Annotated in this window: 15 protein-coding genes and 1 pseudogene; 9 read left to right on the plus strand and 7 right to left on the minus strand. The window is 37.8% G+C overall.

The features are described from left to right. Positions 1-5 precede the first annotated feature (5 nt). Entirely contained in the window at positions 6-158 is a 153-nt protein-coding gene (locus tag F6K27_RS17470; RefSeq protein ID WP_287275494.1) for a CDGSH iron-sulfur domain-containing protein, read from the minus strand. Between the two features lie 366 nt (positions 159-524). Here F6K27_RS17470 and F6K27_RS17475 point away from each other — a divergent pair, with 366 nt between their 5' ends. Further along, complete coding sequence (locus tag F6K27_RS17475; protein WP_287243946.1) at positions 525-878, plus strand: helix-turn-helix domain-containing protein; 354 nt, start codon at positions 525-527, stop codon at positions 876-878. Positions 879-1,030: 152 nt separating this feature from the next. Here the strand turns inward: F6K27_RS17475 and F6K27_RS17480 are convergent, their stop codons facing one another. Both F6K27_RS17480 and F6K27_RS17485 read right to left on the minus strand, forming a co-directional pair. Then, positions 1,031-2,980, minus strand: coding sequence for an ATP-binding protein (locus F6K27_RS17480; RefSeq protein WP_287275492.1), 1,950 nt, complete (start codon positions 2,978-2,980; stop codon positions 1,031-1,033). A 5-nt stretch (positions 2,981-2,985) separates the two neighbouring features. Next, on the minus strand, positions 2,986-3,918 hold the full coding sequence (locus F6K27_RS17485) for a phosphate/phosphite/phosphonate ABC transporter substrate-binding protein (RefSeq protein ID WP_287275491.1): 933 nt from the start codon (positions 3,916-3,918) through the stop codon (positions 2,986-2,988). Positions 3,919-5,093: 1,175 nt separating this feature from the next. Here F6K27_RS17485 and F6K27_RS17490 point away from each other — a divergent pair. Further along, positions 5,094-6,815 carry a choice-of-anchor I family protein gene (locus F6K27_RS17490; protein WP_287275489.1) on the plus strand — a complete coding sequence of 574 codons (1,722 nt, stop codon included), beginning with the start codon at positions 5,094-5,096 and terminating at the stop codon, positions 6,813-6,815. Between the two features lie 155 nt (positions 6,816-6,970). Here the strand turns inward: F6K27_RS17490 and F6K27_RS17495 are convergent, their stop codons facing one another. Further along, a complete protein-coding gene (locus F6K27_RS17495) occupies positions 6,971-7,876 on the minus strand; it encodes a vitamin K epoxide reductase family protein (RefSeq protein WP_287275488.1) in 906 nt (301 codons plus the stop codon). 1,513 nt (positions 7,877-9,389) lie between these two features. Between F6K27_RS17495 and F6K27_RS17500 the strand changes: the two genes are divergently transcribed. Both F6K27_RS17500 and F6K27_RS17505 read left to right on the plus strand, forming a co-directional pair. Beyond that, on the plus strand, positions 9,390-9,653 hold the full coding sequence (locus tag F6K27_RS17500; protein WP_124143397.1) for a hypothetical protein: 264 nt from the start codon (positions 9,390-9,392) through the stop codon (positions 9,651-9,653). A 557-nt stretch (positions 9,654-10,210) separates the two neighbouring features. Beyond that, positions 10,211-11,122 (plus strand): phosphorylase, encoded by a 912-nt coding sequence (locus F6K27_RS17505; RefSeq protein WP_287275487.1) that lies wholly within the window; start codon positions 10,211-10,213, stop codon positions 11,120-11,122. A 341-nt stretch (positions 11,123-11,463) separates the two neighbouring features. Here F6K27_RS17505 and F6K27_RS17510 read toward each other — a convergent pair. Together F6K27_RS17510 and F6K27_RS17515 are read right to left on the minus strand one after the other, a co-directional pair. Then, positions 11,464-11,976: pseudogene (locus F6K27_RS17510) on the minus strand (Uma2 family endonuclease); the annotation flags it as partial. Positions 11,977-12,006: 30 nt separating this feature from the next. Next, the gene (locus tag F6K27_RS17515) at positions 12,007-12,261 is read right to left on the minus strand and encodes a Uma2 family endonuclease (RefSeq protein ID WP_287275486.1); all 255 of its coding nucleotides are present in this window, start codon (positions 12,259-12,261) and stop codon (positions 12,007-12,009) included. Between the two features lie 669 nt (positions 12,262-12,930). On the opposite strand from F6K27_RS17515, the gene F6K27_RS17520 reads away from it, so the two are divergent. Together F6K27_RS17520 and F6K27_RS17525 are read left to right on the plus strand one after the other, a co-directional pair. Then, complete coding sequence (locus F6K27_RS17520; RefSeq protein WP_287275485.1) at positions 12,931-15,867, plus strand: hypothetical protein; 2,937 nt, start codon at positions 12,931-12,933, stop codon at positions 15,865-15,867. A 169-nt stretch (positions 15,868-16,036) separates the two neighbouring features. Beyond that, the gene (locus F6K27_RS17525; RefSeq protein ID WP_287275483.1) at positions 16,037-16,267 is read left to right on the plus strand and encodes a hypothetical protein; all 231 of its coding nucleotides are present in this window, start codon (positions 16,037-16,039) and stop codon (positions 16,265-16,267) included. A 576-nt stretch (positions 16,268-16,843) separates the two neighbouring features. Here F6K27_RS17525 and F6K27_RS17530 read toward each other — a convergent pair. Beyond that, positions 16,844-17,602, minus strand: a complete 759-nt coding sequence (locus tag F6K27_RS17530; RefSeq protein ID WP_124142956.1) for a DUF561 domain-containing protein — start codon at positions 17,600-17,602, stop codon at positions 16,844-16,846. Positions 17,603-18,216: 614 nt separating this feature from the next. On the opposite strand from F6K27_RS17530, the gene F6K27_RS17535 reads away from it, so the two are divergent. The 3 genes from F6K27_RS17535 to F6K27_RS17545 all read left to right on the plus strand — a co-directional run bounded on the left by F6K27_RS17535 (position 18,217) and on the right by F6K27_RS17545 (position 23,529). Further along, positions 18,217-19,560 carry a cytosine deaminase gene (locus tag F6K27_RS17535; RefSeq protein ID WP_287275481.1) on the plus strand — a complete coding sequence of 448 codons (1,344 nt, stop codon included), beginning with the start codon at positions 18,217-18,219 and terminating at the stop codon, positions 19,558-19,560. A 1,417-nt stretch (positions 19,561-20,977) separates the two neighbouring features. Next, positions 20,978-22,174 (plus strand): phosphotransferase family protein, encoded by a 1,197-nt coding sequence (locus tag F6K27_RS17540; protein ID WP_287275479.1) that lies wholly within the window; start codon positions 20,978-20,980, stop codon positions 22,172-22,174. A 245-nt stretch (positions 22,175-22,419) separates the two neighbouring features. Then, the gene (locus F6K27_RS17545) at positions 22,420-23,529 is read left to right on the plus strand and encodes a T3SS effector HopA1 family protein (protein ID WP_287275477.1); all 1,110 of its coding nucleotides are present in this window, start codon (positions 22,420-22,422) and stop codon (positions 23,527-23,529) included. Positions 23,530-24,036: the final 507 nt, after the last annotated feature.

A 24,036-nucleotide genomic window follows, 5' to 3' on the forward strand; every position in this document is an offset into this window, starting at 1 on the left:
TCTGTTCACTCAAATGCCATAGGAGTAAACTCAGTTTCTGCATTGGAACCATCATAATATGGTTGCTTTTTCGATGCACCACATTTACACCAATAGTAAGTACTTGCTTCAAGTTCTAAAACGACAGGTTTGTTATCTGCAATAATTGGTTCACTCATGGTGTTTTTCTCTATAGAATTAATCTCTGGATACAAAATCTATAGAAGTTAATAACTTAGATTTTGTTTTGACATTTATAATCTAGCTTAAGTCAGGTTAGTATGTATAGTATGCACTTTAAAGTAAGATAGTACCCAAAAAGATACTATGGGTAGAGGTAGTAGACAAATGTGTAGAACTGATCAATATGGTTTTCCTAGAACCAAACCTAAACTTAGACACCAATAATCCTATGGTTTTATGAGTGGGGATATTTTTAAAGTAGTTGTCACCAAAAGCAAAAATATTGGTTTTTATATCGGTCGAGTAGCTGTTATAAAAACTGGTAACTTTAATATAAAAACTGAAGAAAGCAACAATTTGAGATGAAAATTAAAAGTACAAATAAGAAGAAAAATTGCCCAGCAGAGATGGCGATCAAAGTCATTGGTGGACGTTGGAAACTTTTGATTCTCAAAGAATTATTTGATGGGGTCAAACGTTTCAATCAACTTCATCGTTCTTTACAAGGTGTGACTCACAAGATGCTTACCCAACAATTGCGGGAAATGGAGGCAGATGGTATTGTTCATCGGGAAGTTTATTTGCAGGTTCCTCCAAAAGTCGAATATTCTTTAACTCCTCTCGGAAAAAGTCTTAAACCTATGATTGATGAAATGCACGAATGGGGGATTGAACATCAGAATTCTGATCAGGAAAATGAAAAGATAGATGAATAATATCAAATCCATTTAATTCGGTATAAAAAAATGTTCCATCTTCAACCATTACCAAATATTTCCCCCCCATCCCCCCACATTCCCCTCCTGGGAGGGGCGAGGGGTGGGTCCCATCTCCCCATCCAATTACACCGATGCTACCGGACATAATATTACGACCGCTCTGAACTTAAAATATGGTCAGTTTTTAATGTGACAACAGTTGGTAAATTTATACTAAAAGTAGATCCAACACCAACAGAACTTGTTACCGTAATTTTTCCACCCATAATTTCACAAAATTTTTGACAGATAGACAACCCCAAACCAGTTCCACCGTACTTACGAGTCGTAGAGTTATCAGCTTGTACAAAAGGCTGAAAAACTTTTTCAATCTGCCCTGGAGTCATACCTATACCAGTATCAGTTACACTGAAAATTATCTGATTTAATGTCTGATCTATTTCCAATGTGCTACTACCATTTCCATTATGCTCTATATTGTGTTTGCGAACTACTTTTAAAGTGATGATACCTTCGTGAGTAAACTTGCTAGCATTACTCAATAGATTAATCACGATTTGCTTAATTTTTGTTCGGTCAGCAAACATAGTCCCTATTTCGCTACTACAATGCATCTCAAAAGAATTACCATTTTTCTTGATCAGTGGTTGCACAATGGATTGGACTTCTTTTATTAAAGTCAAGATATCAAATTCTTCTTCATATATAGTCATCTCCCCTGATTCTACCTTAGAAATATCTAGGATATCTTGAATAATTGTTAGCAGATGTAAACCAGAGGTTTTAATTTGATCCAGGTCTGGAATAAATTCTTCATGGCCTAAATCTTCAGCTTCTTCCCGCAGCAGATCGCTATACCCAATAATAGCGTTAAGAGGTGTTCTTAACTCATGACTCATACTAGCAAGAAACATACTTTTGGCTTTGTTAGCACCTTCTGCAGCTTCTTTTGCTTGTTGCAACTCTATATTAGCTAACTTACTTTCTGTAATATCTCGAACAATAGCCAAAACTTCATTTTGACCACTTGCCAATATTCTTGCTTCAAAATGATGACGTCGCCCATGGACAAACCACTCATATTCAAATATTTTAATATCTCCTGTTTGAAGCGCTTCCTCAAGATATTGTAAATATTGTTTTGCAGCATTTTCTGGCAAAACTTCAAAAACTTTTTTACCTATTAATTTATCCCTAGACCAAGGTAAATCATTTTTTCTAGAAGGTTTATAGTAGAGAAAAACCCCATTATTGCTGAATCGCAAAATTACATCTGGGATAGCATCAAGCAGTGCTCTATTTTTAGCCTCACTTTGCCGTAAATCTTCTGCTCTTTGTTTTAAATTGCGAATTAGCTCCTCCTTGCTATGAATTAGTTCTCTAAGTTGATAAGTCATGCTATTAAAAGAATTTGCCAATACAGCTAATTCATCTCCAGTACAAATCTCCATCTTCTGAGTTAGGTCTCCAGAAGCGAGACGTTTAGTAACTACAGTCATTTCCTCTAGAGGTTCAGTAATAGAACGACTAATTAACAATGCCAGAAAAGTTCCTGCAGTAGCAGCCATAGCTGCTACTATAAGACCTTGATTACGCACAGCAGCAATTTTTTGATTTAAAGGAGTTATAGACAAACCTACACTCACAGCTCCGAGTCTTTTCCGCCCAACGACTACTGCCTTACCAGCAAGCAATTGAGTAGACTTCCACTCAAAAATTGTTTCATCGCTCTCCAGTAGACGCTGGCCAAATTCATCGGGTTTAATATTGTAAACCAAAACATCTTTACCATAAGCATCAGCAACTATTCTTCCATCTTTCTCATAAATACGGCCAGCCGCCAGCACTTCATCTTCTCCAAGCTGCTCCATGATTTCTTCCATAAAATCAGCATCTAGCTTGTACAGAGAATCTCTAACTGTTATGGATATAGTATTGAGTAAGATTTCCGCCTGTTTTTCTAATTCAGTACGAAAATTTTGTTGCTGACGGTGGACGGATAACCAAGTGACACCGGCCACTACCATGACAACCAAACCTGTCATGGCTAGCGTTAACTTGGTGGCTAGCGACCCTTGTCCAACCCTGAATAAGCCCATCTAATTCACCTGTTTTGAACAAGTTCATACAATTCTCGCATTCTTTCTATACTTGACTCTGGAGGAAAATCATCGAATTTGGCTGTCTTTTCAAATTTCTCTAAGACTTCTCGTCCCTCTGCCGTTTGATCCATTTTAATCAAAATAGCTTTGATGGCCTCAAGCATTTCCGGTTTCATGTTAGGTCTAACTAAAACTACATGGCGAGCTACTTTCTCACTTTTTGCTAAAACTATCATGGCTTGTCGGTTTGCTTCCGGAATTTCCATAAAAGTACCGATGTCAACTGCACCAGCAGCAACTTTTCCACTAATTACCCATTGGATAGTATTTTCATCATCATCAGTAAAAACAAATCCTACTTCATCAGCAGATACTGTCGAACTAGCTGATTTCTTCTGTTGAGGATTTAAACCATTTTCTATCAGCAAGGAAGTAGGTAACATATATCCTGAGGTAGAGCTAACTTCATCAAAACCAACTATCTTACTTTTTAGATCCTCTAAGGATTGAATCCCACTATCCTTCATGGTAAAAATGACAGTATAATAATCTGGTACACCACCTTTCCAACGACGTAGAATTGGTTTAGCATTAGACCGATCGCTCACAATCATTGCTGGGTAGGGACTATCAAAATAAATATCTACTTCTCCTGAGTTGAGATAATTGGCCATTTCTTGTAAATCAGAAGCTATTTCGACATCCCCTACTTTGACTCCAAATTGGCCTAGTCTTTCTGCTAAGTAGTCTGCTAAGGGTTGATAGCGTTTAATCTTTTTTGAAGGATTATTAGAAATATCAGCAATAACTATTGTGCTTGGGTCTGGAGTGCTAGCTAACAGCTTTGGGTTTAATGCTGATGATTTTAAGCTAGAGCCGATCAAGGCCATGACCATGCCAAAAAGTGATAGTTTCACAAAAAGCTTGCGTAACATTTTCTCCACTTCTCCATTGTTGATAGTTGTAACTTTAAGGATATAACTCAAATAAATTCACGAACAAAAGTTTTAATCAGGTAATTTTTCCACAGGTCTATCCCGGTTGGGCCAGTGAGGTCTACATTAGACATGGTATTATTTCTATAAATTGCCAATAATAGTCTAGTTACTAAACTTAGAATACTTGACTGATTTTGTTGACTATTTGGCCATCAATGTTAGGGATTTTTATCATTTTCTTTGTGGGTTTAATACGCCACCGTCAACGGGGGTGTTCACGCATTACTTGGGGGAGCGAATCCCCATGTAATTTTCCTCCTGTCTCCTGTCTCCTGTCTCCTGTCTCCTTCTTCAATCTCCTTCTTCAATCTCCTTCTTCAATCTCACTTTTTTGAAAACACCACAGATATTTATACTATCCTAGCAAGATTTTTGGAGGGCTGTAGGCCAGATATATATAGCCACTCATTATATCGACTTAATACAACCATTGTTTGTAAATAGCCACTCAAGATGGTTACTTTGAATTAATCAACAATATATGAAGATTTGATGAAGTTTGCTCATAACTATTGCATTTTTATAGCTAATAATGCAATTATTTATAAAACATCAATCAGAGTTGTTTTTTGTACTCATACCAAATTCATCAGAGTTGACTTTAGATTAAGATAAACAATTTGGTAAATCTCATAATTATGTGCAATATTACATAAAATTTGCATAAAACCTAATTCTATGTAATTTTACATAAAATTGGTATGAAAACATGGATAACTGAGTGAAAATGTTCATATAAATTATAGAATAATTTATCTTCTATAAGTATAGTTTAAGTGTTTTTATCAGGTAGTAAGCTGATTTAGCACTTAAATTTGAGTATATGAATATTTTCTTACTATTAATAAGTAGAGCTGATAGCTTAAAAGCCTCTCCCTATTAAGTATTGCCTTTAACAGTTTTATTTTGTATTACCAAAATAAATACATCTTAGCTCGTTAAGCTTTACTAATATTGAGAGAACGATCAGTAATAAAATAGGAAAATGGATAAAATTTTTACATATTTTCTTTGCTCTAAAAATACTAGCTGTGAAAGCTATAGCACGATGGAAAAAAAAATTATCTAGAATATAGCGGAATAATTTAGTTTAGTTAGGAGATACATAATCAATGAAAAACTATCAGGATAAAAGTAAATATACTAATACTAATGTATTAGAAAAAATCATTGAAGTAACTGTACAATCAAGTATGGCGCTCGCTATGATGGCAGCACCAAGTAAAGCTATTGGTTTGAGTTTCACACCAGTAGGTACTTATGCTACAGACGTATTTGATGATAGTGCAGCAAGAATAACAGCCTTTGATCCAAATAGTGAAAGACTTTTTGTTGTTAACGATAACATAGTGGGAATAGATGTTTTGAATATCAGTAACCCCAATACTCCAATCCTGGATTTTACTATAAATTTAAGTCTATTTGGCAATTTTGGTGGTGTCAATAGTGTTGCTTATAGTAACAGTATATTTGCGGTTGCTGTTGAGAATGAGACAATCACAAATCCAGGAGAAGTTTTATTCTTTGATAATAAAGGCAATAAATTAAATCAAATAACAGTGGGTGCTTTACCCGATCTGCTGACCTTTACACCAGATGGCACTAAACTACTCGTGGCCAATGAAGCTGAACCAGAAGGTTATGAAGAAGGAGATATAGATCCAGAAGGCTCTGTTAGTATCATCGATCTGTCTCATGGCATAGAAAATCTCACGCATAATGTTGCAGGTTTTCAGGCTTTTAACGATCAAGTAGATGAACTACGAGCAGAAGGTGTGCGAATATTTGGCCCTGGTTCAACAGTAGCTCAAGATTTGGAACCGGAGGCGATCGCTATTTCCGAAGATGGAACAACAGCTTGGGTAACATTACAGGAAAATAATGCTATAGGTATACTTGATATAGAAACAGCTACATTTACAGATATAGTTGCTCTTGGTTTTAAAGATCATAGCCTACCTGGTAATGGAATAGATGGTAGCGATGAAGACGGTGAAATTAATATTGAAAATTATCCTGTATTTGGGATGTACCAACCAGATGAAATTGCTAGCTATACAGTAGGGGGAAAAACTTACTTAGTGACAGCTAATGAGGGTGATAGTCGTGATTATGATGGGTTGAATGAAGAAACAGAAGTAGCAGATGAGGTACTAGACCCAAATGCTTTCCCAGATGCTGACATACTCCAGCAAGATGAAACTATAGGACGTTTAGAAATTACAAATACTCTGGGTAATACAGATGATGATGATGAATTTGAGGAACTATATGCCTTTGGTGCTCGTTCCTTTTCTATTTGGGATGAAGATGGAGCTTTAGTTTTTGACAGTGGGGATGATTTTGAACAAATAACTGCTAAATTATTTCCTGAATTCTTCAACTCCAATAATGATGATAATGACTCCTTTGATAATCGGAGTGATAATAAAGGCCCAGAACCGGAAGGTGTAGCTATTGGTATGGTAGGTAATAGTACTTTAGCCTTTATTGGTTTAGAAAGGATTGGTGGCTTTATGACCTACGATGTTAGTAATCCATTCGAGCCTAAGTTTATTAGCTACACAAATAATCGTAACTTCTCTGGAGATCCTGAAGATGGTACTGCTGGGGATCTAGGACCGGAGGGGTTAACATTTATTAGTGCAGAAGATAGTCCCAATGGTAAAGCTTTGTTAGTATTAGCTAATGAAGTTAGTGGTACAACTACTATTTATGAAATTAATTCTGTACCTGAACCAGGTACAATCTTTGGTTTATTGGTATTCGGAGCAGCAGGAAAGTTATTGTTGAAGCGTCATAACAAAACTACTAAAGAAAATTCTGCCTTCTGATTCTGATGATGATTAATCAAAATCTTCTGTAGGGACGTTCCATGTAGCGTCCCTACGCTTATACAACAGATTCCGTACTAATGAGGTACAACTGACGATCTGGAATATTTGTATATTCCCTGTTCCCTGTTCCCTATTCCCTATTCCCTGCTGTATTAAAGATTGTTAAAATTAGCTAGACCTTTATAACCGGAAAATTTTGCTAAATCCTCTAAAGAAACTGTACCTTCGTAAGATTTACCATTAATTTTCCAAGTCGGATATGCAGTAATATTGGCTGCGATACATGAGCTTTGTTGAGGGTTTTTGCCTTTAGGATCGCACTCAATATAATTAAGTTTACTAACAGCTTCTTGACCAAACAACTTCTTTTGGTCTTGACAGTGACCACACCAATAAGCACCATACATTTTTGCTCCCACTTCTGTCAGATGTTCTGCTAAAGCAATTTTTGCCGGTGTCGAAGTAGTTGTAACTGCATAAATATCTTGTTGATCAGCAATAGGACTATGAATTGGAGCATAAACCGCAAATGTTCCTACCAGAGTAACCATTCCAACAATAATAGCGGTAAAGATTAATTGCCCAATATCTTCCCAGTCACGACCGATTAATGCTAAAACAAATAAAGCTACAGAACAAATAGCTGAACCGATGCAATAAATACACAGAGATTTAATCTCAAATGCCATGATGTACATCAAATAGCTACTGAAGATAGTCATGGATACGCCACCAACAAACATTAATAACCAACTCCAGTGTTCTAGTTTTGAGCGTAACTCCTTCTGAGAATCTGGGTTAATTATCCAAGGACCGATCGCCATTGTTCCCATGCCAGCATAAGCTAGAAAGCCAAATAGAGCCAGAGGTAAGCCAAAAATCATAGCATAAGGACTTTCAAGTACCTGATCGCAACCAGCTACAGGACAAGTCACGACTCCTCCCATGAATTTTTCTATTGCGAGATATGCTGTAATTATTGCTCCTACTGTTGAAATACCAGCAATAATAAAACGTGAATTACGATGAATCCAGGGTTTAGAGCGTTTACTACGCATTTATGCCTCCTTGTTTAGTACAGTTTCTTTTCATATTATCTTTTCTTTTGCGGGTTTAATACTCCACAATCAACGGGGGTGCTTAAAATTGTTTGGGGTTATAAGACACTGAGTGGCGTGTCGAAGACTATCCATAAGCATTTTTCCTTCTTCCTTCTGCCTTCTTCAATGACTTCCCGAACAACTGGACAGTCAAATATACAGTTTCATAGTAAATAATTTTATCTGACTTTTCAACATCTGCTGATGGCCAGAAGAAAGTTCAGACAAACTCTATATAGCTATAAGCATTCAGCTATCAGCTATCAGCTAGAGTCAAAACTTTTAACTATAATATTTTGAAGTTTCTTAGCTGTCCTAATCTTAATGGGTAGTGCTGTAGCAATAGACAGATAGGTTAGGACTTACGCTGATAACGATCTTTAGACAGGAAAATGTTTTTCCTACTGTTCTCTGTTATAGATATTAGAGAAGTGAAATTGATATCAAGTATCTTCAGATTTTACAGTAGATTTGATCAAGGGTGAGGTACACCTCCTTACAGCGCTTTTCGGCTTCTTTTCAAGGAGAGGTAATTGTTACTAGACAGTGCAAAGTTCTGGGAATAACTATTACTAGTCAAGGGTTTCACGGACTCAAGGTTAAAAATTCTCCGTTCACAACAGTAGGTGCTGTAAACCTTTCCCAGTAACACTTTCAATCTTGAGAGCAAACTGTTTTTTAGCAGAACTTTGTACTCTCCAGAATTGTTAATAATTAATAATTAATTGTTGAAAAACAGCTTCTAAGGGAGAGGTCTTAAATGTTTGTACTTCATGTACTTGCAATTTGTTGTAGCTACTCCTCTGGTTATGGCGATCGCATTTGAGACATAACCTTTACCTAAAAAGCTTTTACTGATCGCTTTGAAGGTTCTTGTGTTCGGCAAAGATTGAAAAGCCACATATTTAATTATACCTGATAGACTTAATTTTGCAAATTTTTGCTGGCAACACTTTTAATTTTTGCTTTTCCTAGTTTTTAAAATTACTGAATAAAGCTAATATCAAGTATGATTATAATAGTTTTTATTCATTTATTTCTCCAATCACTCACAATTAATATTTATTTACTTTCGAGAAAAATAGCAACTTAAATGTTCGCTAATTTGGCAGATTTGCAGATATAATTATTTTTGGGAATAATCATATTATCATCTTGACAATTTGAGTAGATAGCTGTAAAATTTTACTTACATAATCCCTCAAATAAACTAAGATTAATTATATCATAAAAAATGATTTTTTTTATTAATTTTTATTAATATTGAGACAGTAAAAACTAATATTAATAATGCCGGTTTCTGGATTGAGAATTTATACTTAAAAAAACAAGCAACCGCTCATAAAATCAGAAAAAAGATAGTAAAAAGTATATTAGTTAACAATAAATGATCTGAATTTAGAGATATAAAAAGAATATAGATAGTAATTCACTATCCATAAAGTAAACCAATTACAGGAGAGTTTTTATAATGAAAAGGTACTTAATCCTATCTGCACTAGCTTCTCTCGGCATTTTCTTACAAGCAGGATCGGCTAACGATCAATATAGATGCAATTTCAGATATAAAGTTGGCGCAAATGATTGGGTTAATGACAGTGCCAGTGCAACAACTCGTTCTCTTGCTAAAGGTTCAGTTGCAAGCGTTCTAGAAAGTAAAGAAGCTAAAGCAAATAGAGAAGGTAAAAGTTTTGATTCAACTAACTTATTTTGTAGAGAAGTACTTGGGGATTAATGTGATAGTCTGTCTGGAAACTAAAATACTCAAAAACTCTATTGCTTTTAAGCATGAAAATTAGGTGAAGTTTAAGCGATCGAGTTAGTGAATTTATCAACAAAAACGAAAGTTTTAGTGTTGTAAATATTGAAATCAAGCTCTAAGAGTAGTTGCTATTTATAGGGGTTCCCTGTTTCCAGAGGGGACTTTTTTTTTGACTTACAGCAGAAGGAAGAAGGAAGAAAGAAGAAGGTTTTATACCAAATCTCAAAAACTTTTCTATGTTTTCTGAAGCGGGGAAGTAGGGGAGGTAGGGGCGAACGGCCGTTGCATGCAATGTCCCTAACCATTCCCCCACTCCCCTACTACCAATTTTTTTGGGTCTCAAATTTTGAAATATTGATCGCCTCTTCATATCAATATCAGTATAGTTGCCACTATAGTTAGGACATGGGGTAATTATGATGATTGATAACGCGAGCAAGATGCTCACACTAATTGTCAAACGCCAACCTCACCCTTCTTGGGAATTGCTATAATCGATGACTACTGACTATCATATCCAAAATTTAACTATGTCCCAAAATCAATTGTTATTTACACCGGGCACTCTCTGGGAAAGACTAAAACAACAAACTGAATATGCTCTAGAATGTGGCGCACTTCAACCTATACCTACTGAATACGAGTTTGTGCAACAGGATAATATTCGCTTCCTAGTACGCATTTTGTCTAATTTATCCCGCAAAGATGAAGCTACAAAACAGCATAAAAAAAAGAAAGCTGAGACTGGCAAAGATTTTAACCCTTTTCTACCTTATGAGCAGGATCTATTTGTTGCTGATATCTCTAAAACTCATCTGTGTTTGTTGAATAAGTATAACGTTGTAGATAATCACCTACTTATTGTGACTAGAGAGTTTGAGGAACAAGAAAATTTGCTGAATTTGCAAGATTTTCAGACTTTGGGTTACTGTATGGGAGAATTTGATGGTTTGGCATTTTATAACGCTGGGAAAGTGGCAGGTGCCAGTCAACGTCATAAACATTTACAAATGATACCCCTGCCAATGGTTTTGGATGGAGAGAGAATACCTATAGAAAGAGCGATCGCTACTGCTACATTTGATAATGGCATAGGTGTTACGTCTGAGTTTCCTTTTCGACACGCTTTGGCTAAATTAGATTCTGGTTGGATAAATTCTCCTGTTGACTCTGCTGGTGATATTTTGGCATCTTATTTTGCTTTACTCAAAGCTGTAGGGATAGAAGATAGTGATGAGATGAGTGGGAAACAGTCTGGTAATTATAATCTTTTGGTGACGCGAGAATGGATGTTAGTTGTGTCGCGATCGCATGAGAATTTTAAGTCTATTTCTGTTAATAGTTTGGGTTTTGCGGGTGCTTTGTTGGTAAAAAATCAGGAACAGATGAAAATTATTAAGGAGCATAAACCTTTAAATATTCTTCGTGATGTGGGTAATTAGAAAAAGGAAGGAAGAGGGAAGAAGGAAGAAGGAAGGAGGCTTTAGTTATCTATTAGTTATCTAGAAAAGAAGGAAGAGGGAAGAAGGAGGAAGAAGGCTTGGTGGTGGTGAATTTTTATTGATCGTGCATTGTCTGGCAATGTTTCTTACGAGAACAGTGGGAGCATCTTGCTCCCGACTTTTTTGTGGTAATTTATAGACTATTATCGTCTCTATTAAATAGAATATGCTGTCTGTTTTTACGTTTGTCTAATTTTTTTAAGTTAACTTAACTACAGATAAAATTGAATTATTTATCAAAAATATTCTCTAGCCAAGTTAGTCTGAGTCTCTCCAATTATCTAATTGTTATTAGCCGAATTAGCTATTTGTTGAACAACCAATAAAGGGAAGTCTAAAGATTCAGCAATTGCCTCTAAACTCAATCCTAATTTAAGCAATCGAGGGACTGCTTCTTGTTTGGCCTTCTGTTGGCCTGTTTGTTCTCCAACTTGTTGACCATCAGCATATGCTTGTAATTGAGCTTCTTGAGCTTGTAATTGAGCTTGTATCGCCGACTCCTGGGGAGTTGGCACTCGTTCACCATTGGCAGTGAAGTAACGCAGTTCACCTCCATCTACTCCTAAATATAATTCTAATTCTTGGCTCCAACGCCAACCTTCCTGGTTCGGTTGAATTTCTTCATAGCGATTTTGTTGTAAGCGAAATCCCATAAATTCCATAGTTTCGGGGTCGAACCAAAAATACTCTGGGGTGCGGAAGTTGTCTTGATATAACTGCTTTTTTAAGTTGCGATCGACTCTAGCGGTAGAGTCTGATAGTAACTCAATAATTAAGTTAGGATATTTACCGTTTTCCTCCCATACTACCCAGGAATTTCGAGGTTATTTCTGGGTTTGCTTGACTAAGAAAAAGTCCGGACCGTGAAAGTCGCGAGCTTTTAGCTGCTGGCGACTGTAATAAATACTCAATCTTGCACCAATAAAGTAATCGTTTCTATTGCGCCACAACCATTCCAGACAAATAACTAGCAACATTAGTTGGGTATAGTGTTGAGAGCTTTCCATTTCGGGTTCGTCGCTTTCTAGTTGAGTAGCATCTGGCATTATTGCCTCTAATTCTTGGGCTGTTAAAACCATTGAGCTTAACCTTACAACTAATAGGTATGATTGGGATTATAGCATGGCAAAATGATATCCTCCCTACTGCCCCAGAAGGGAGGAAATATGTGGGGAAAATTTTAATATTTCACTACATATATAGGACTACCCAAAGTTTATTTATCTAAACATTGACTGCTAAATTTGTTAATAATTGTTAATCCTATAGTTAGAATTGATGTCAGATCATATATATTTATAAGCAGAAATACTTGTATCCAGAGAACAAGTAACTGTAAGGCTCCAATTCACGAATTAGCTTGGGCTAAGAGAAAGGAGCAGGGGTGAGAGTCTTTTTGAAAAAGACAGGAATTTTTAGAAAGATTAATTGAAGTTAAGTTTTATCTAGAACTACTCCTGTAATTGCACTTAAGTAAGAATTTGGCATTCAAGAAATTCCTCAAGACCTGAGATAAATCCAGTGAAACGGAGCAAATTTAATCAAGCTTAAAGGGGTGGAAAGATGACAGGATCTATTGACCCAGATAACCAGGTTGATGCTGGAGGAGGAAACTTCGATCCCTATTTTGCCATTAGGATGAGTTAAATATTTCAAGTCATCTGATCCCCTTTTGATAACTTGATTACAGCATTTTAAAACTCTGTTTTGTAATAGATGTATTTAATGATTTTTTGGAGGAGTCCATCATGGCTACCACTATCATTGATGATCTCAGCACATCAAGAGGGGTTTTCGTTGACGATCAGAATAATATATTTGTTTATGATTTTGATTATCAGCCTTTCAGCGGTTTCGTTAATTCTGTTAAAAAGTTTGATGAAAATGGTTCGCTTCTTGATACGGTCTCGATAGGCGAAGGGGATCCTTTGAGTGCTAAGTTTGCAGAGTTACCTAATTCAGACAGTTTCATTGGCTTGAGGGAAGATGGGATGTTAATGCTCATCGATCCAGATCCTCTGTCTGTAGATTTTTTAGATAATCTGCATCTTCGTTCTTTGGAGGACATAGAAACGAGTCCCTTTTATCACATTACTTTGAATGATGTAATAGATGATGCGAATTTTGACCCAGGGATATGGCTTCCATACTCAAACTACAACGATATAGCAGTTAGACAGAACGGTGATTTCCTTGATTTATTCATTACGGGTGAATATGAATTCGTTGAACAACTTGTATATGGTGATGGTGGGCCTCCGACGAGTTCTCTTATTGGTTTTCGGGGTAATAATTATGATTTTGTGATGAGAGTTGAAGTTAGCTCTGATTTGGCCAATGTAATCGAAGCTCAACTGTTAATGGTTGGTGAGTATGCGATGCCATTTTGCCCTTTCCCTCCATCGGACGAACTGCCTATTCCATTTAATAGAACTGGGCCAGGTATAGCAGTTAACACGGAAGGAACTGTATTGACAGCTTTACCCACTTTTGTAGGCGATTCTGGTTATTTTGCCTACCCAGATTTAGTGGCTTTTCCGGCAGATTTTGAACCAACGGACATTTTAGATGATGACAGTAGTAATAATCCTGGTATCTTACTGGATGGATTAGGTATTGATAGCTTTGGCATGACTGCTGACGATGCAGGTAATTTTTATGTCTTGGACTCCAAGGTCACTCCAAATAGTACATCTGTTATCGTTTTTCCTCCGACATTTGGGCAGCGCTCTTCAGAAGAGGTTCTAGGAATTTCTCCAACTCTCCCGCTAGGGGATATAGCTGTTGATTTCATGAATCAAAAAGCTTATGTCACATTTCAGCAAGAATCCCCAGGCTCTTATTATGTTCCAGAGGTAGTCAGCACAGTGATGACGTTTGATGCTGGACCCGAACCTGAACTAGAGCTACCTCCTGAATTGATCTATGTACTACCTCACATTACTTATGATGTACTGCCTGAATTCATCTCTATAAGTGGTGTACTGGAAGAAGAAGACTCAGTACTCGAAGATAATCGTTTATTTGATCTATTCCCCTTTTATGTTAGTGAAGGTCAGCAGGTCACTTTCAACCTTGATAGCGATGAGTTTGATACCTCTTTGGCGATTCTGACACCTGACAATCAAGTTTTGGAAATAAACGATAATATAAGTTCAGATAACCCTAATTCTGAAATTGTCACTAGCTTACCAACTGGCCCCTATATCGTAATTGCTCATGCCTCCGATGAATCAGGTCAAGGCGCCTACCGCTTGACGATTCAAGAATGCACTTCTGAACCTGTACCAGAGCTATATCCTGAATTCATCTTGTATGTAAACGGTGTACTGGAAGAAGGAGACTTAGTACTCGAAGGTGATAGTGTAGCTGATGTATTAACCTTTGATGGTAGTGAAGGTCAGGAGGTTACTCTCAACCTCGATAGCGATGAGTTTGATACGGTTTTGGCGATTCTGAACGATGAAGACTTTTTGGAAATAAACGATGATGCAAGTTCAGATAACTCTAATTCTGAAATTGTCACGAGCTTACCAACTGATGGCCGCTACGCCGTAATTGCTCATGCCTCCGATGAGTCAGGTCGAGGCTCCTATCGCTTGACGATTCAAGAATCCACTTCTGAACCCGAACCGCAACCGGACGAACCCGAACCTCAACCAGACGAGCCAGAACCAGAACCAGAGCCAGAACCAGAGCCACAGCCACAGCCAGAACCAGAGCCACAGCCACAGCCACAGCCAGAACCAGAGCCACAGCCACAGCCACAGCCAGAACCAGAGCCACAAGAGCCAGAACCAGAGCCGGAACCACAAGAGCCAGAACCAGAGCCACAGCCAGAACCAGAGCCACAGCCAGAACCAGAGCCACAGCCAGAACCAGAGCCACAGCCACAGCCACAGCCACAGCCACAGCCAGAACCAGAGCCACAGCCACAGCCACAGCCGGAACCGGAACCACAGCCGGAACCACAGCCACAGCCACAGCCGGAACCACAGCCGGAACCGGAACCACAGCCACAGCCACAGCCGGAAAACCAGACCATTATTGGAGAAAGTGGTGAAGATATCCTCAATGGTGAAGAGGGTAACGATATATTAATTGGTCGTGGTGGCCAAGATATATTAATTGGTCATGGTGGTGACGATACTCTCAATGGAGGTCGTGGTTACGACAAACTCCTTGGTACATCTGGCGATGACCTATTAATAGGTCGCCCTGGTAACGATATATTGTTAGGAGGAATAGGTGACGATACTTTGTTAGGAGGTATTGGTCGCGATCGCCTCAATGGTGGACCAGGAAACGATGTACTAACAGGGGGAGGTAGTATAGACCGCTTTATCTTTAACACCAATGAACCATTTTACCTAGAGGATGTTGGTATAGACCAAATTACTGACTTTTCCCAAACACCAGGAGATATTATTATTCTAGATATCACAACCTTCACTGCTATCAATAGCGAACCAGGAACAGGGTTCAGCATTACTGATGAATTTGCTGTAGTTAATGATGACGAATTTGCAGAAACTTCTAATGCAGTAATTGTTTATAACAGTGATAATGGTAATTTGTTCTATAACTCCAATGGTAGTGAGACAGGTTTTGGTAGTGGTGCTCAATTTGCCACTTTGCTCAATAGTCCATTATTAGAACTAGAAGATTTTGTTCTCAGAGGTTAAAAGCAAGTAGTCAGGAGGCGAGTTGGTGTGAAACTTTGCCTCCTGAATTCTAAGAACCTATCCCACTAATAAGGATATCCCTATTACCCGTGAGCAAGGAAAAAAAGTTTTAGAGATTTTTGCCGATGCTTGGGAAGCAAGTACAGATCTAGAAGTCGAGGGTATAAAATTGGAAGACTTACGCCCAGAATTAGAAAGACAAATCGCCACCGTAGTCGATCGCTTCAAATGGCAACCCCAAGACATTAACCTCCTCACAACCCACTACGAAAATTTAAAAGATGCCAAATCTACTCATGCTGATTCCATCAAAACAAAAATCCCCATTTCTCAAACAGACCGCAAATTCCTAGAAAATCTCATCTACAATAATGCCCTAGAAAAGCGTCACATAACGTAACAAATTGATGTTTACTTCCTGCTTCTGCTGAGGCCGTCGGCGGTTACTCATCCACAGGCATTAACGGTCAAGCCAACCGCATCTCTACACTCTATACTTACATTTAAGTCTTTGTCAATTAACATAACTAAAAAAGTCCTCAAACCCTTACTACGCCGTTTTAGCGTAGGAAGCGGGATTTCAGGATAGGTCTACGTCTATATAGTATAGACTGCCAGAAATGCTGAAGCAGGGATTAGTGCAGAAGATACAAAGCGTCACCCTCGTTACTACTTGCCTGTGAGAACTATCGTATTATGTCGATAAATTGCGCAAATTGTTAACTAAGTCGAAACTCTACAGACATATAGCGCTTTCATTTGAGTAGGGACGTTGCATGCAACATCCCTACAGGGTTATCATTTTTTAATGTGGTTCATTGACCTGAAAACTCTCTAGTAGCTCGTCTAAACTAAAATTGTGAGTAAAACCCAACGCTACGATCCCCCCCAACCCCCCTTGGAAAGGAGGGAGAGGTCTATATTTTCTAAAATTTACCCACATTTTCAAGCTAGACAAGCTACTAGGTAAAACTAATTAAACAGACATTGCATCTACTTTGACATAACGAACACTTGCCAAAGCTTCCACCAAACTACGAACCGCAGCTATCATCGCCACTTCATCATTGAGGCGGTTAATAGCAGAACCCACACCAACTCCTGCCGCACCTGCAGCAACAGCTAGTGGAGCAGTTACATTAGAAATACCGGAAGCACACAATACAGGTACAGATACAGCACGAGAAATTTCATAAGCTGCTGCTAGAGTAGGAGCCGCTTTTTCAATTAACCCTAATGTTCCAGGATGAACAGGTTTAGCACTGGTACCACCCTCAGTTTGAATAATATCAGCACCAGCTTTTACTAACTCAGTAGCTAGTTGTACTTGTCGGTCTAGTTCTAAAGTATGGGGAACAGTTACAGAAAGAGTAATATTAGGTAACAGGTCGCGAGTTTGTTGAGTTAACTGCAATACTTCCTCCGCTTCAAAGCGTATACCTTTGGCGTAGAAAGGATCGTAGTTACCAATTTCAATCAAATTAGCTCCTGCTTCTACTGCTGGTAAAAATCTAGTGGGTTCGATGGCAGAAACACAGATGGGCAAGTTAGTTAAACTGCGCGCCATTCTCACTAAATTAGGATCGGCAGCAATATCAACGTAGGTTGCACCACCGAGGGTGGCAGCTTTGACAGTTGCTGCTACTCTGTTTGTATCAAAATTAGTCAAACCACTAATAATTTTTAGAGCTTGGCCATTTTCTAATGCAGTTTGTAATCTAGATTCACTCATCATTGTAGATTAATCCTTTTGCTGATCTTGTTCTCAACATTAATTTTGCCATGGAGACAGCAGTTATCGCTCAAGTTAAAAGTCAAAAGTTTTCAAAAGTCAAAAGTCAAAAGTCAAAAGTCAAAAGTTTTAAGTACAGGACTTACGCAAATTGACTTTTAAACCATCATCTGTAGGGGCGAATGGTATTTGCCCTCGCTATATAGCAATGAGTGCTCATATTTACAACTTCCAGCTCAAAGTGCAGTATTAACAGGACTTATATCATGTCCGGTTAAACAGTTATAAATAAATAACTACGGAGGAGTCAGGAGTCAGGAGTCAGGAGTCAGGAGGGAAGAAAGAAGAAAAAGGAAAAAGGAGAAAGTTTTTTTATCACGCTCTTATCCGGACATGATATTACCCATAACCACCTCTCTTGGTAGGGGTTAACGGCTGTTAACCCCTACAAATGGTGTATAATTACCTATTTTGCGTAAGTCCTGATTAAATTAATTTGGCACAAATCAAATATAGCACTACAAGAATTGGGCGCGGACATTTTTCAATCCTAAAACCCTTTTACAGTTTGCTATTCCCTGTTCCCTATATCCCTAGCGCTATATTATTTAGATATTATGAATAATCAACAATTTTCTGTAATTTATGATAGTTCTCACTATTGGCTAAAAAATGCTCACATACCTGTATGTCTTCTAGAAACTGATTTTGACATACCTAGTCAAACTAGGGAGGGTTTATCACTGGTGGATATCGAAATTAATGAAGGACTTATTACACAAGTCGTCTACTCCTTAACACATTTGCCCTCTCCGGAAACTGAGAATATTCCTACTATAGACCTCAAAGGTGGCCAGGTTTGGCCGTGTTTTGTGGATATGCACACCCATCTAGATAAAGGTCATATCTGGATGCGATCGCCTAACTTAGATGGTAGTTTTAATGGTGCTTTGGATGCGGGAGCTAGGGATGCGAAAGAATATTGGAATGCTGAAGATATTTATCGCCGGATGGAATTTGGTCTCAAATGCAGTTATGCTCATGGTACAAAGGCTATTCGGACTCATCTTGCTCATCTTGAATGTTTTGCAGAACAGGCAAATATTAGTTTGGATGTATTTCAAGCGTTACAAAAAGAGTGGGAAGGTAGATTAATATTACAACCTGTTTCTTTGGTTAGTGCGGATTATTATCTTACTGAAGCTGGAGAAAAATTAGCCGATCAAATTACCGATATTGGTGGGATATTAGGAGCATTTCCATTGATGAATTCATACTTGGATAATCAATTGGATAGATTATTTAGTCTGGCGAAAGAACGTGAATTAGATTTAGACTTACATACTGATGAAAATGGAGACCCTAATTCTAGGGTTTTATATCAAGTTGCTGAGAAGGCAATTAGTCATCAATTTACTGGAAGAATTATCTGCGGACATTGTTGTAGTTTTGCGGTACAAACTCCGGAACAAGTAACAGTAACTCTCAAATTAGTTAAGGAAGCTGGTATTAGTATTGTTAGTCTGCCAATGTGTAATCTTTATCTCCAGAATAGGCAAAATAATCATACTCCGAGATGGCGGGGAGTTACTTTATTACATGAGTTGAAAAAACAGGGAATTTCTGTTGCTGTGGCGAGTGATAATTGTCGCGACCCTTTTTTTGGATTTGGCGACCATGATGTTTTGGAAGTGTTTAATATGTCAGTGAGAATTGCTCATTTAGATATGCCTTATGGGGATTGGCCTTGTGCTGTTACTAAGACTCCTGCGGATTTAATTGGTTTACCTAATATTGGCAGAATTGGAATTGGATTACCTGCGGATTTAATTCTGTTTAAAGGTAGGAATTTTAGCGAACTTTTATCACGACCTCAACATGACAGAGTTGTTTTGAGAAATGGTCAAATTATTGATACAACTTTACCCGATTATTGTGAATTAGATAGTTTATTTGAATAGGAGGAAAATTTACGGGAGCAATAGAAGGAAAATTTACGGGAGCAATAGGAGGAAAATTTACGGGAGCAATAGGAGGAAAATTTACGGGAGCAAGATGCTCCCACTGCTAAACAATTGAATTTTGACAGATGTAGGTTGGGTTGACGTAGGAAACCCAACACAAATAGTCCTAGTAGTAGACGCTCCACAGCTAAAACTGTGCATTAGCTTTTAACTTGAAATTCTTACTTTTGAATGCATGACTTTTGACTTTTGAATTGAATCTAATGCACCATTGAATAAGTCTCAGTCTACTACTGGACTGACACAGCTAAAATGGTGCAATAAGTGTAGGTTGGGTTGAGGGACGTTAGCGGAGCTTATCCGTTAGGATAAACCCAACATTAGTAAGGTTTTGTTGGGTTTATCTTTCAGATAAGCTCCGCTAACACTGCCGTTCAACCCAACCTACATTTTTAGGCGTGTCAGTCTACTACAAACTTGAGACAGATACCTATCTTTGTTGGGTTTCCTTTGCTCCGCAACGCTTACGCGAACGTCAACCCAACCTACTGGACTGTTTCATCTTAAATGTTGCAATAGGAAATTTTTAAGAGATAACTTCCTCTATAGGACTTACGCAGATACGCTATATATAGTACTCATAACTATTGTCCAATAGTTACTGGACTCTATACACAGTGTCTTTGCGTAAGTCCTGCTCTAGCTACAATGGCAAATCTAATGCACTATTTTAGGTGAAACAGTCCACTACAGTATTATAATTAGGTAGATATTAGTATTTTAATTCTCTTTAAAGGTAGAAATTTTAGCGAACTTTTATCACGGTCTCAACATGATAGAGTGGTATTAATAAATGGTGGAGTTATTAATACAAATTAACCTGATTATTGTGAATTAGATAGTTTGTTTTCTGGATAGTAACTTGTCAATTATTTTCAACATCAGCAATAGCTAAAAAAAAGACATAATTGTAGAAGTTATGTCAGAATATGGCCGATCGCTCAAAAAGACATAATTTTAGCAGTTATGTCTTTTTTTTATCTCAAAATACTAGCGATTTTATAAAAAATAGGAGGGTGAATCTCATATTTGCAAAAATACTTTTTTTACTATATATATATTCCCTGTTCCCTGTTCCCAGCTCCGGTGTTCCCTAAAAGCGATAATTTTTTGGCTTTATTCACGCATTGAGATGCACCCAAATAGGAATATAGTCAGGACTGACGAAATTAACCTTTAAAACGCCATATTTAGGGGAGAATGCCATTTGCCCTCACTCGAAGTTAAAGACATAATTGTGTTAGTTATATCTGTTTTATTTGAGTAAAATTCTTGTCAGTTTACTCAAATTTTGACAGTATTAAGTAGTTAGATACTGACTGATAATTTATAACTTAATGAGAGGTTAGTTTAAATGAAATTTGTTTTAAACTCTCAAAATGTCTATGACTATTTAGTAGAAAATGGTTTATGCGATTCGCTACAGGAAGCGGAGCAATATCCCTCGCAGACATCTCAGAGTAATATTGAGCGAATTACTGCTAAAAATTTTAATTTATTAGTGACTTTGCCAGATGGTCGAAAACTACTTGTTAAACAAGAACAATATAATTCTCAAGGAGAAACTGCAGGTGAATTGTTTGGGGAATGGCGAATCCAAAAATTTTTACGGACATTTCCCGAACTTGACCATTGGCGTCTCTTTCTACCAGAGTTGTTACATTACGACGCCGAGAAATCTATTATGGTCTCTACTTACCTGGATAGTTATCGGGATTTAAGTGATTTCTATTCCAAGGAAAACAATTTTCCGACAAAAGTTGCTGCTGAAATCGGTAGTTATTTGGCGACCGTTCACCGGGATACTTGGAACAAGGAAAGTTATCGAGAGTTCTTTTCTAGTGAAGTTGTTCGTGCTAAACCTGAAGTATCACCACTTTTAGTGCAGAGTCTCGAAAGGATAGGACCAGAAATTTTTGGTATCGCTCCTGTAGATGGGTTGAAATTCTTTGCTCTTTATCAACGATATGACAGTTTAGGGCAAGCGATCGCTCAACTTCGCGAGACTTTATCTCCCACTTGTCTGACTCACAATGACCTGAAACTAAATAATATTCTCGTTGCTCAAGAGTGGGAAAATTCTAGTGGGAATATTGTGCGGTTGATTGATTGGGAAAGGTCTAGTTGGGGAGACCCTGCTTTTGATTTAGGAACGGCGATCGGCAGCTATCTGCAAATGTGGTTGGGTAGTTTGGTTATTAGTAACTCTCTCACCATTGAAGAATCTCTCAAATTTGCCACCACACCCCTGGAATTCCTTCAACCTTCTATTGCTGCTTTAGCTCTAGCTTATTTTGACACTTTCCCAGAAATTGTGGAATATCGTCCAGATTTTTTGAGGCGAGTAGTACAGTTTGCGGGTTGGGGTTTGATGACAGGAATTTTGTCAATGGTTCAATATCAAAAGACTTTTAATAATACGGGTATTGCCATGCTTCAGGTTGCCAAAGCATTATTATGTCGCCCAGACTCATCAATGTCTACAATTTTTGGTGTTGCTATTGAAGAAGTATTCAGGAGTCAGAATTCCGAATTCAGTACGCTCAGTTAGACTGGTTAAATCTAGACTATAAAAGGAATTCAGCAATCCGTCGTAACGCACCATTGCATAAGTATCAGAGTCAGTAGAGTGTGTGATACAGCTTAAATTTAGAGTATGAAAAGGATTCAGCAATCCGTCGTAACGCACCATTGCATAAGTATCAATCCACTACCAATCATACTTCTTCCTTCCTTCCTTCTTTCCTTCTTTCCTTCTTCCTTCTTCCTTAAAAAATTTTACGAGGTTTAAAAATTATGCAATTACTTGAGTTTCCATCCCATCACTTCCCCACTGAAGTAACTGGACGATTAACAGAAGTTTTATCAGACATTGTTGAGAAAGTAGAAATTTCCTCTGATTTTTGTATTCGTCATCCTGAGTACAAACCTTTAGATTTGCCTGCGGAGGTAGTTGCTCGTTTTCAAGCTTTACCAAAACAAATGCGGGATAAATATCTGAGTCTACAATTGCGTAGTTTTCTCTATGGTATCTATTACAATGGTTCGATGCAAACTTCCTTAGCATTGGATAGTGAGGAAAATAGTCGCCCATTAGATTTGGAGAATAATACTTTTCTTGGGGTAGAGATGGAATTTTATCTTCAGTTAGAAGAAAGTAATAGGGGAGAGGGGTATTTTGATTCTGGTTGGTCGGTTTTGAGAGAGGAAACCGATGGTACTTTAGCTGTTACTAAGAATGGTTTGCGACTGCATATTGAGCGAGAAAAGCATCTTCAAGAATCTCACAAAGCTGCTGTTGTGGGGGATTCGGTAGCGATTCTGATGCCTAAGAATTTGGTGCAAAATGGTTTCTATATGGCGGTTGGCAATTTGGGTACTCAGAGTAAGGTAGAGTCGGAAAGTCAATCTGGAACGGTGCGAGTTTATTTTAATGTTACTCCTGAAGGTGCAGTAGCAGTTATGGGTAGCTTGACAGAGAAATTAAATCAGGTTGCTGTTCCTTTTAGTTTTAAAGTATTGTATAATCCTGCTGATTATGAACGCTACGATTCTGGTGTGCTTTATTTTGAGAAGAGTAATTATGAGTTGGTGAGGCAAGTTTTGTCGGATGTTTATGGGGAGAATAAATCCTATTTTCAATCAGAAATACCTTTATTTACAATGGAGTTGGCACCGGGTTTAGGATTAGCTGAAGAACCAGACAATAAATTTGCTACTCAGGAAAGTTTTGGTATGAATAGGTGTCAGATTATAGCAAATGGATTATTGACAGCTTGGCAACAGGGGGATAATTCCACCGAGGGAAAAATTAAGGCGATTTTGGAGCAATTTTCTTTATTAGGGATTGATTTGCAGCGTCCTTATTTGAATGCTAATTCTGAAGATATTTACAGAAAATTATAGTCTCGTAGTCTCGTAGGTTGGGTTAAGCGACAGCGCAACCCAACATTAACGAAGTCAGAAGTCAGAAGTCAGAAGTTATTTTTGTAACGGGGATTTAAGTAACTCTCCAAAAACATTTCGCCTTTTATTTAAGGCGGGGTTTTAGACCTATATTATTTTGATAACTCGTCAATATTAACCTTGTTGGTATTTGTAGTCGAAGGCGATCGCTCATTTTTAACTGTATTTCCAATAAATCAGGACTTACGCATAACTACCATATCATGTAGGGGCGAATGGCATTCGCCCGCTACAGATAGCGTGTTGCCTAATAATTTGCGTAACTCCTCTCATAAATATTAACCTTTAGACCAGCCTAATTATACCAAATCCGGGTTAGACACACCCGCCCATGAGCAAACCATGAAAAACCTGTAAAGACCTTCCATCGAAGGTCTCTACAGGGTCGGGTATAACGGGTATATCTATACTGGATTTGGTATTACTTGTATGTGTTGGTTTCGTTCA

The organism is Okeania sp. SIO2F5 (assembly GCF_010692685.1).
GTDB lineage: Bacteria > Cyanobacteriota > Cyanobacteriia > Cyanobacteriales > Microcoleaceae > Okeania > Okeania hirsuta.

What these genes read in the sequence shown, in the direction of transcription:
- F6K27_RS17490 (WP_287275489.1), top strand. Translation starts at nt 5,094, where the DNA reads ATGAAAAACTATCAGGATAAAAGTAAATATACTAATACTAATGTATTA.
- F6K27_RS17470 (WP_287275494.1), bottom strand. Translation starts at nt 158, where the DNA reads ATGAGTGAACCAATTATTGCAGATAACAAACCTGTCGTTTTAGAACTT.
- F6K27_RS17475 (WP_287243946.1), top strand. Translation starts at nt 525, where the DNA reads ATGAAAATTAAAAGTACAAATAAGAAGAAAAATTGCCCAGCAGAGATG.
- F6K27_RS17480 (WP_287275492.1), bottom strand. Translation starts at nt 2,980, where the DNA reads ATGGGCTTATTCAGGGTTGGACAAGGGTCGCTAGCCACCAAGTTAACG.
- F6K27_RS17505 (WP_287275487.1), top strand. Translation starts at nt 10,211, where the DNA reads ATGTCCCAAAATCAATTGTTATTTACACCGGGCACTCTCTGGGAAAGA.
- F6K27_RS17515 (WP_287275486.1), bottom strand. Translation starts at nt 12,261, where the DNA reads ATGGTTTTAACAGCCCAAGAATTAGAGGCAATAATGCCAGATGCTACT.
- F6K27_RS17545 (WP_287275477.1), top strand. Translation starts at nt 22,420, where the DNA reads ATGCAATTACTTGAGTTTCCATCCCATCACTTCCCCACTGAAGTAACT.
- F6K27_RS17485 (WP_287275491.1), bottom strand. Translation starts at nt 3,918, where the DNA reads ATGTTACGCAAGCTTTTTGTGAAACTATCACTTTTTGGCATGGTCATG.
- F6K27_RS17530 (WP_124142956.1), bottom strand. Translation starts at nt 17,602, where the DNA reads ATGATGAGTGAATCTAGATTACAAACTGCATTAGAAAATGGCCAAGCT.
- F6K27_RS17520 (WP_287275485.1), top strand. Translation starts at nt 12,931, where the DNA reads ATGGCTACCACTATCATTGATGATCTCAGCACATCAAGAGGGGTTTTC.
- F6K27_RS17540 (WP_287275479.1), top strand. Translation starts at nt 20,978, where the DNA reads ATGAAATTTGTTTTAAACTCTCAAAATGTCTATGACTATTTAGTAGAA.
- F6K27_RS17495 (WP_287275488.1), bottom strand. Translation starts at nt 7,876, where the DNA reads ATGCGTAGTAAACGCTCTAAACCCTGGATTCATCGTAATTCACGTTTT.
- F6K27_RS17535 (WP_287275481.1), top strand. Translation starts at nt 18,217, where the DNA reads ATGAATAATCAACAATTTTCTGTAATTTATGATAGTTCTCACTATTGG.
- F6K27_RS17500 (WP_124143397.1), top strand. Translation starts at nt 9,390, where the DNA reads ATGAAAAGGTACTTAATCCTATCTGCACTAGCTTCTCTCGGCATTTTC.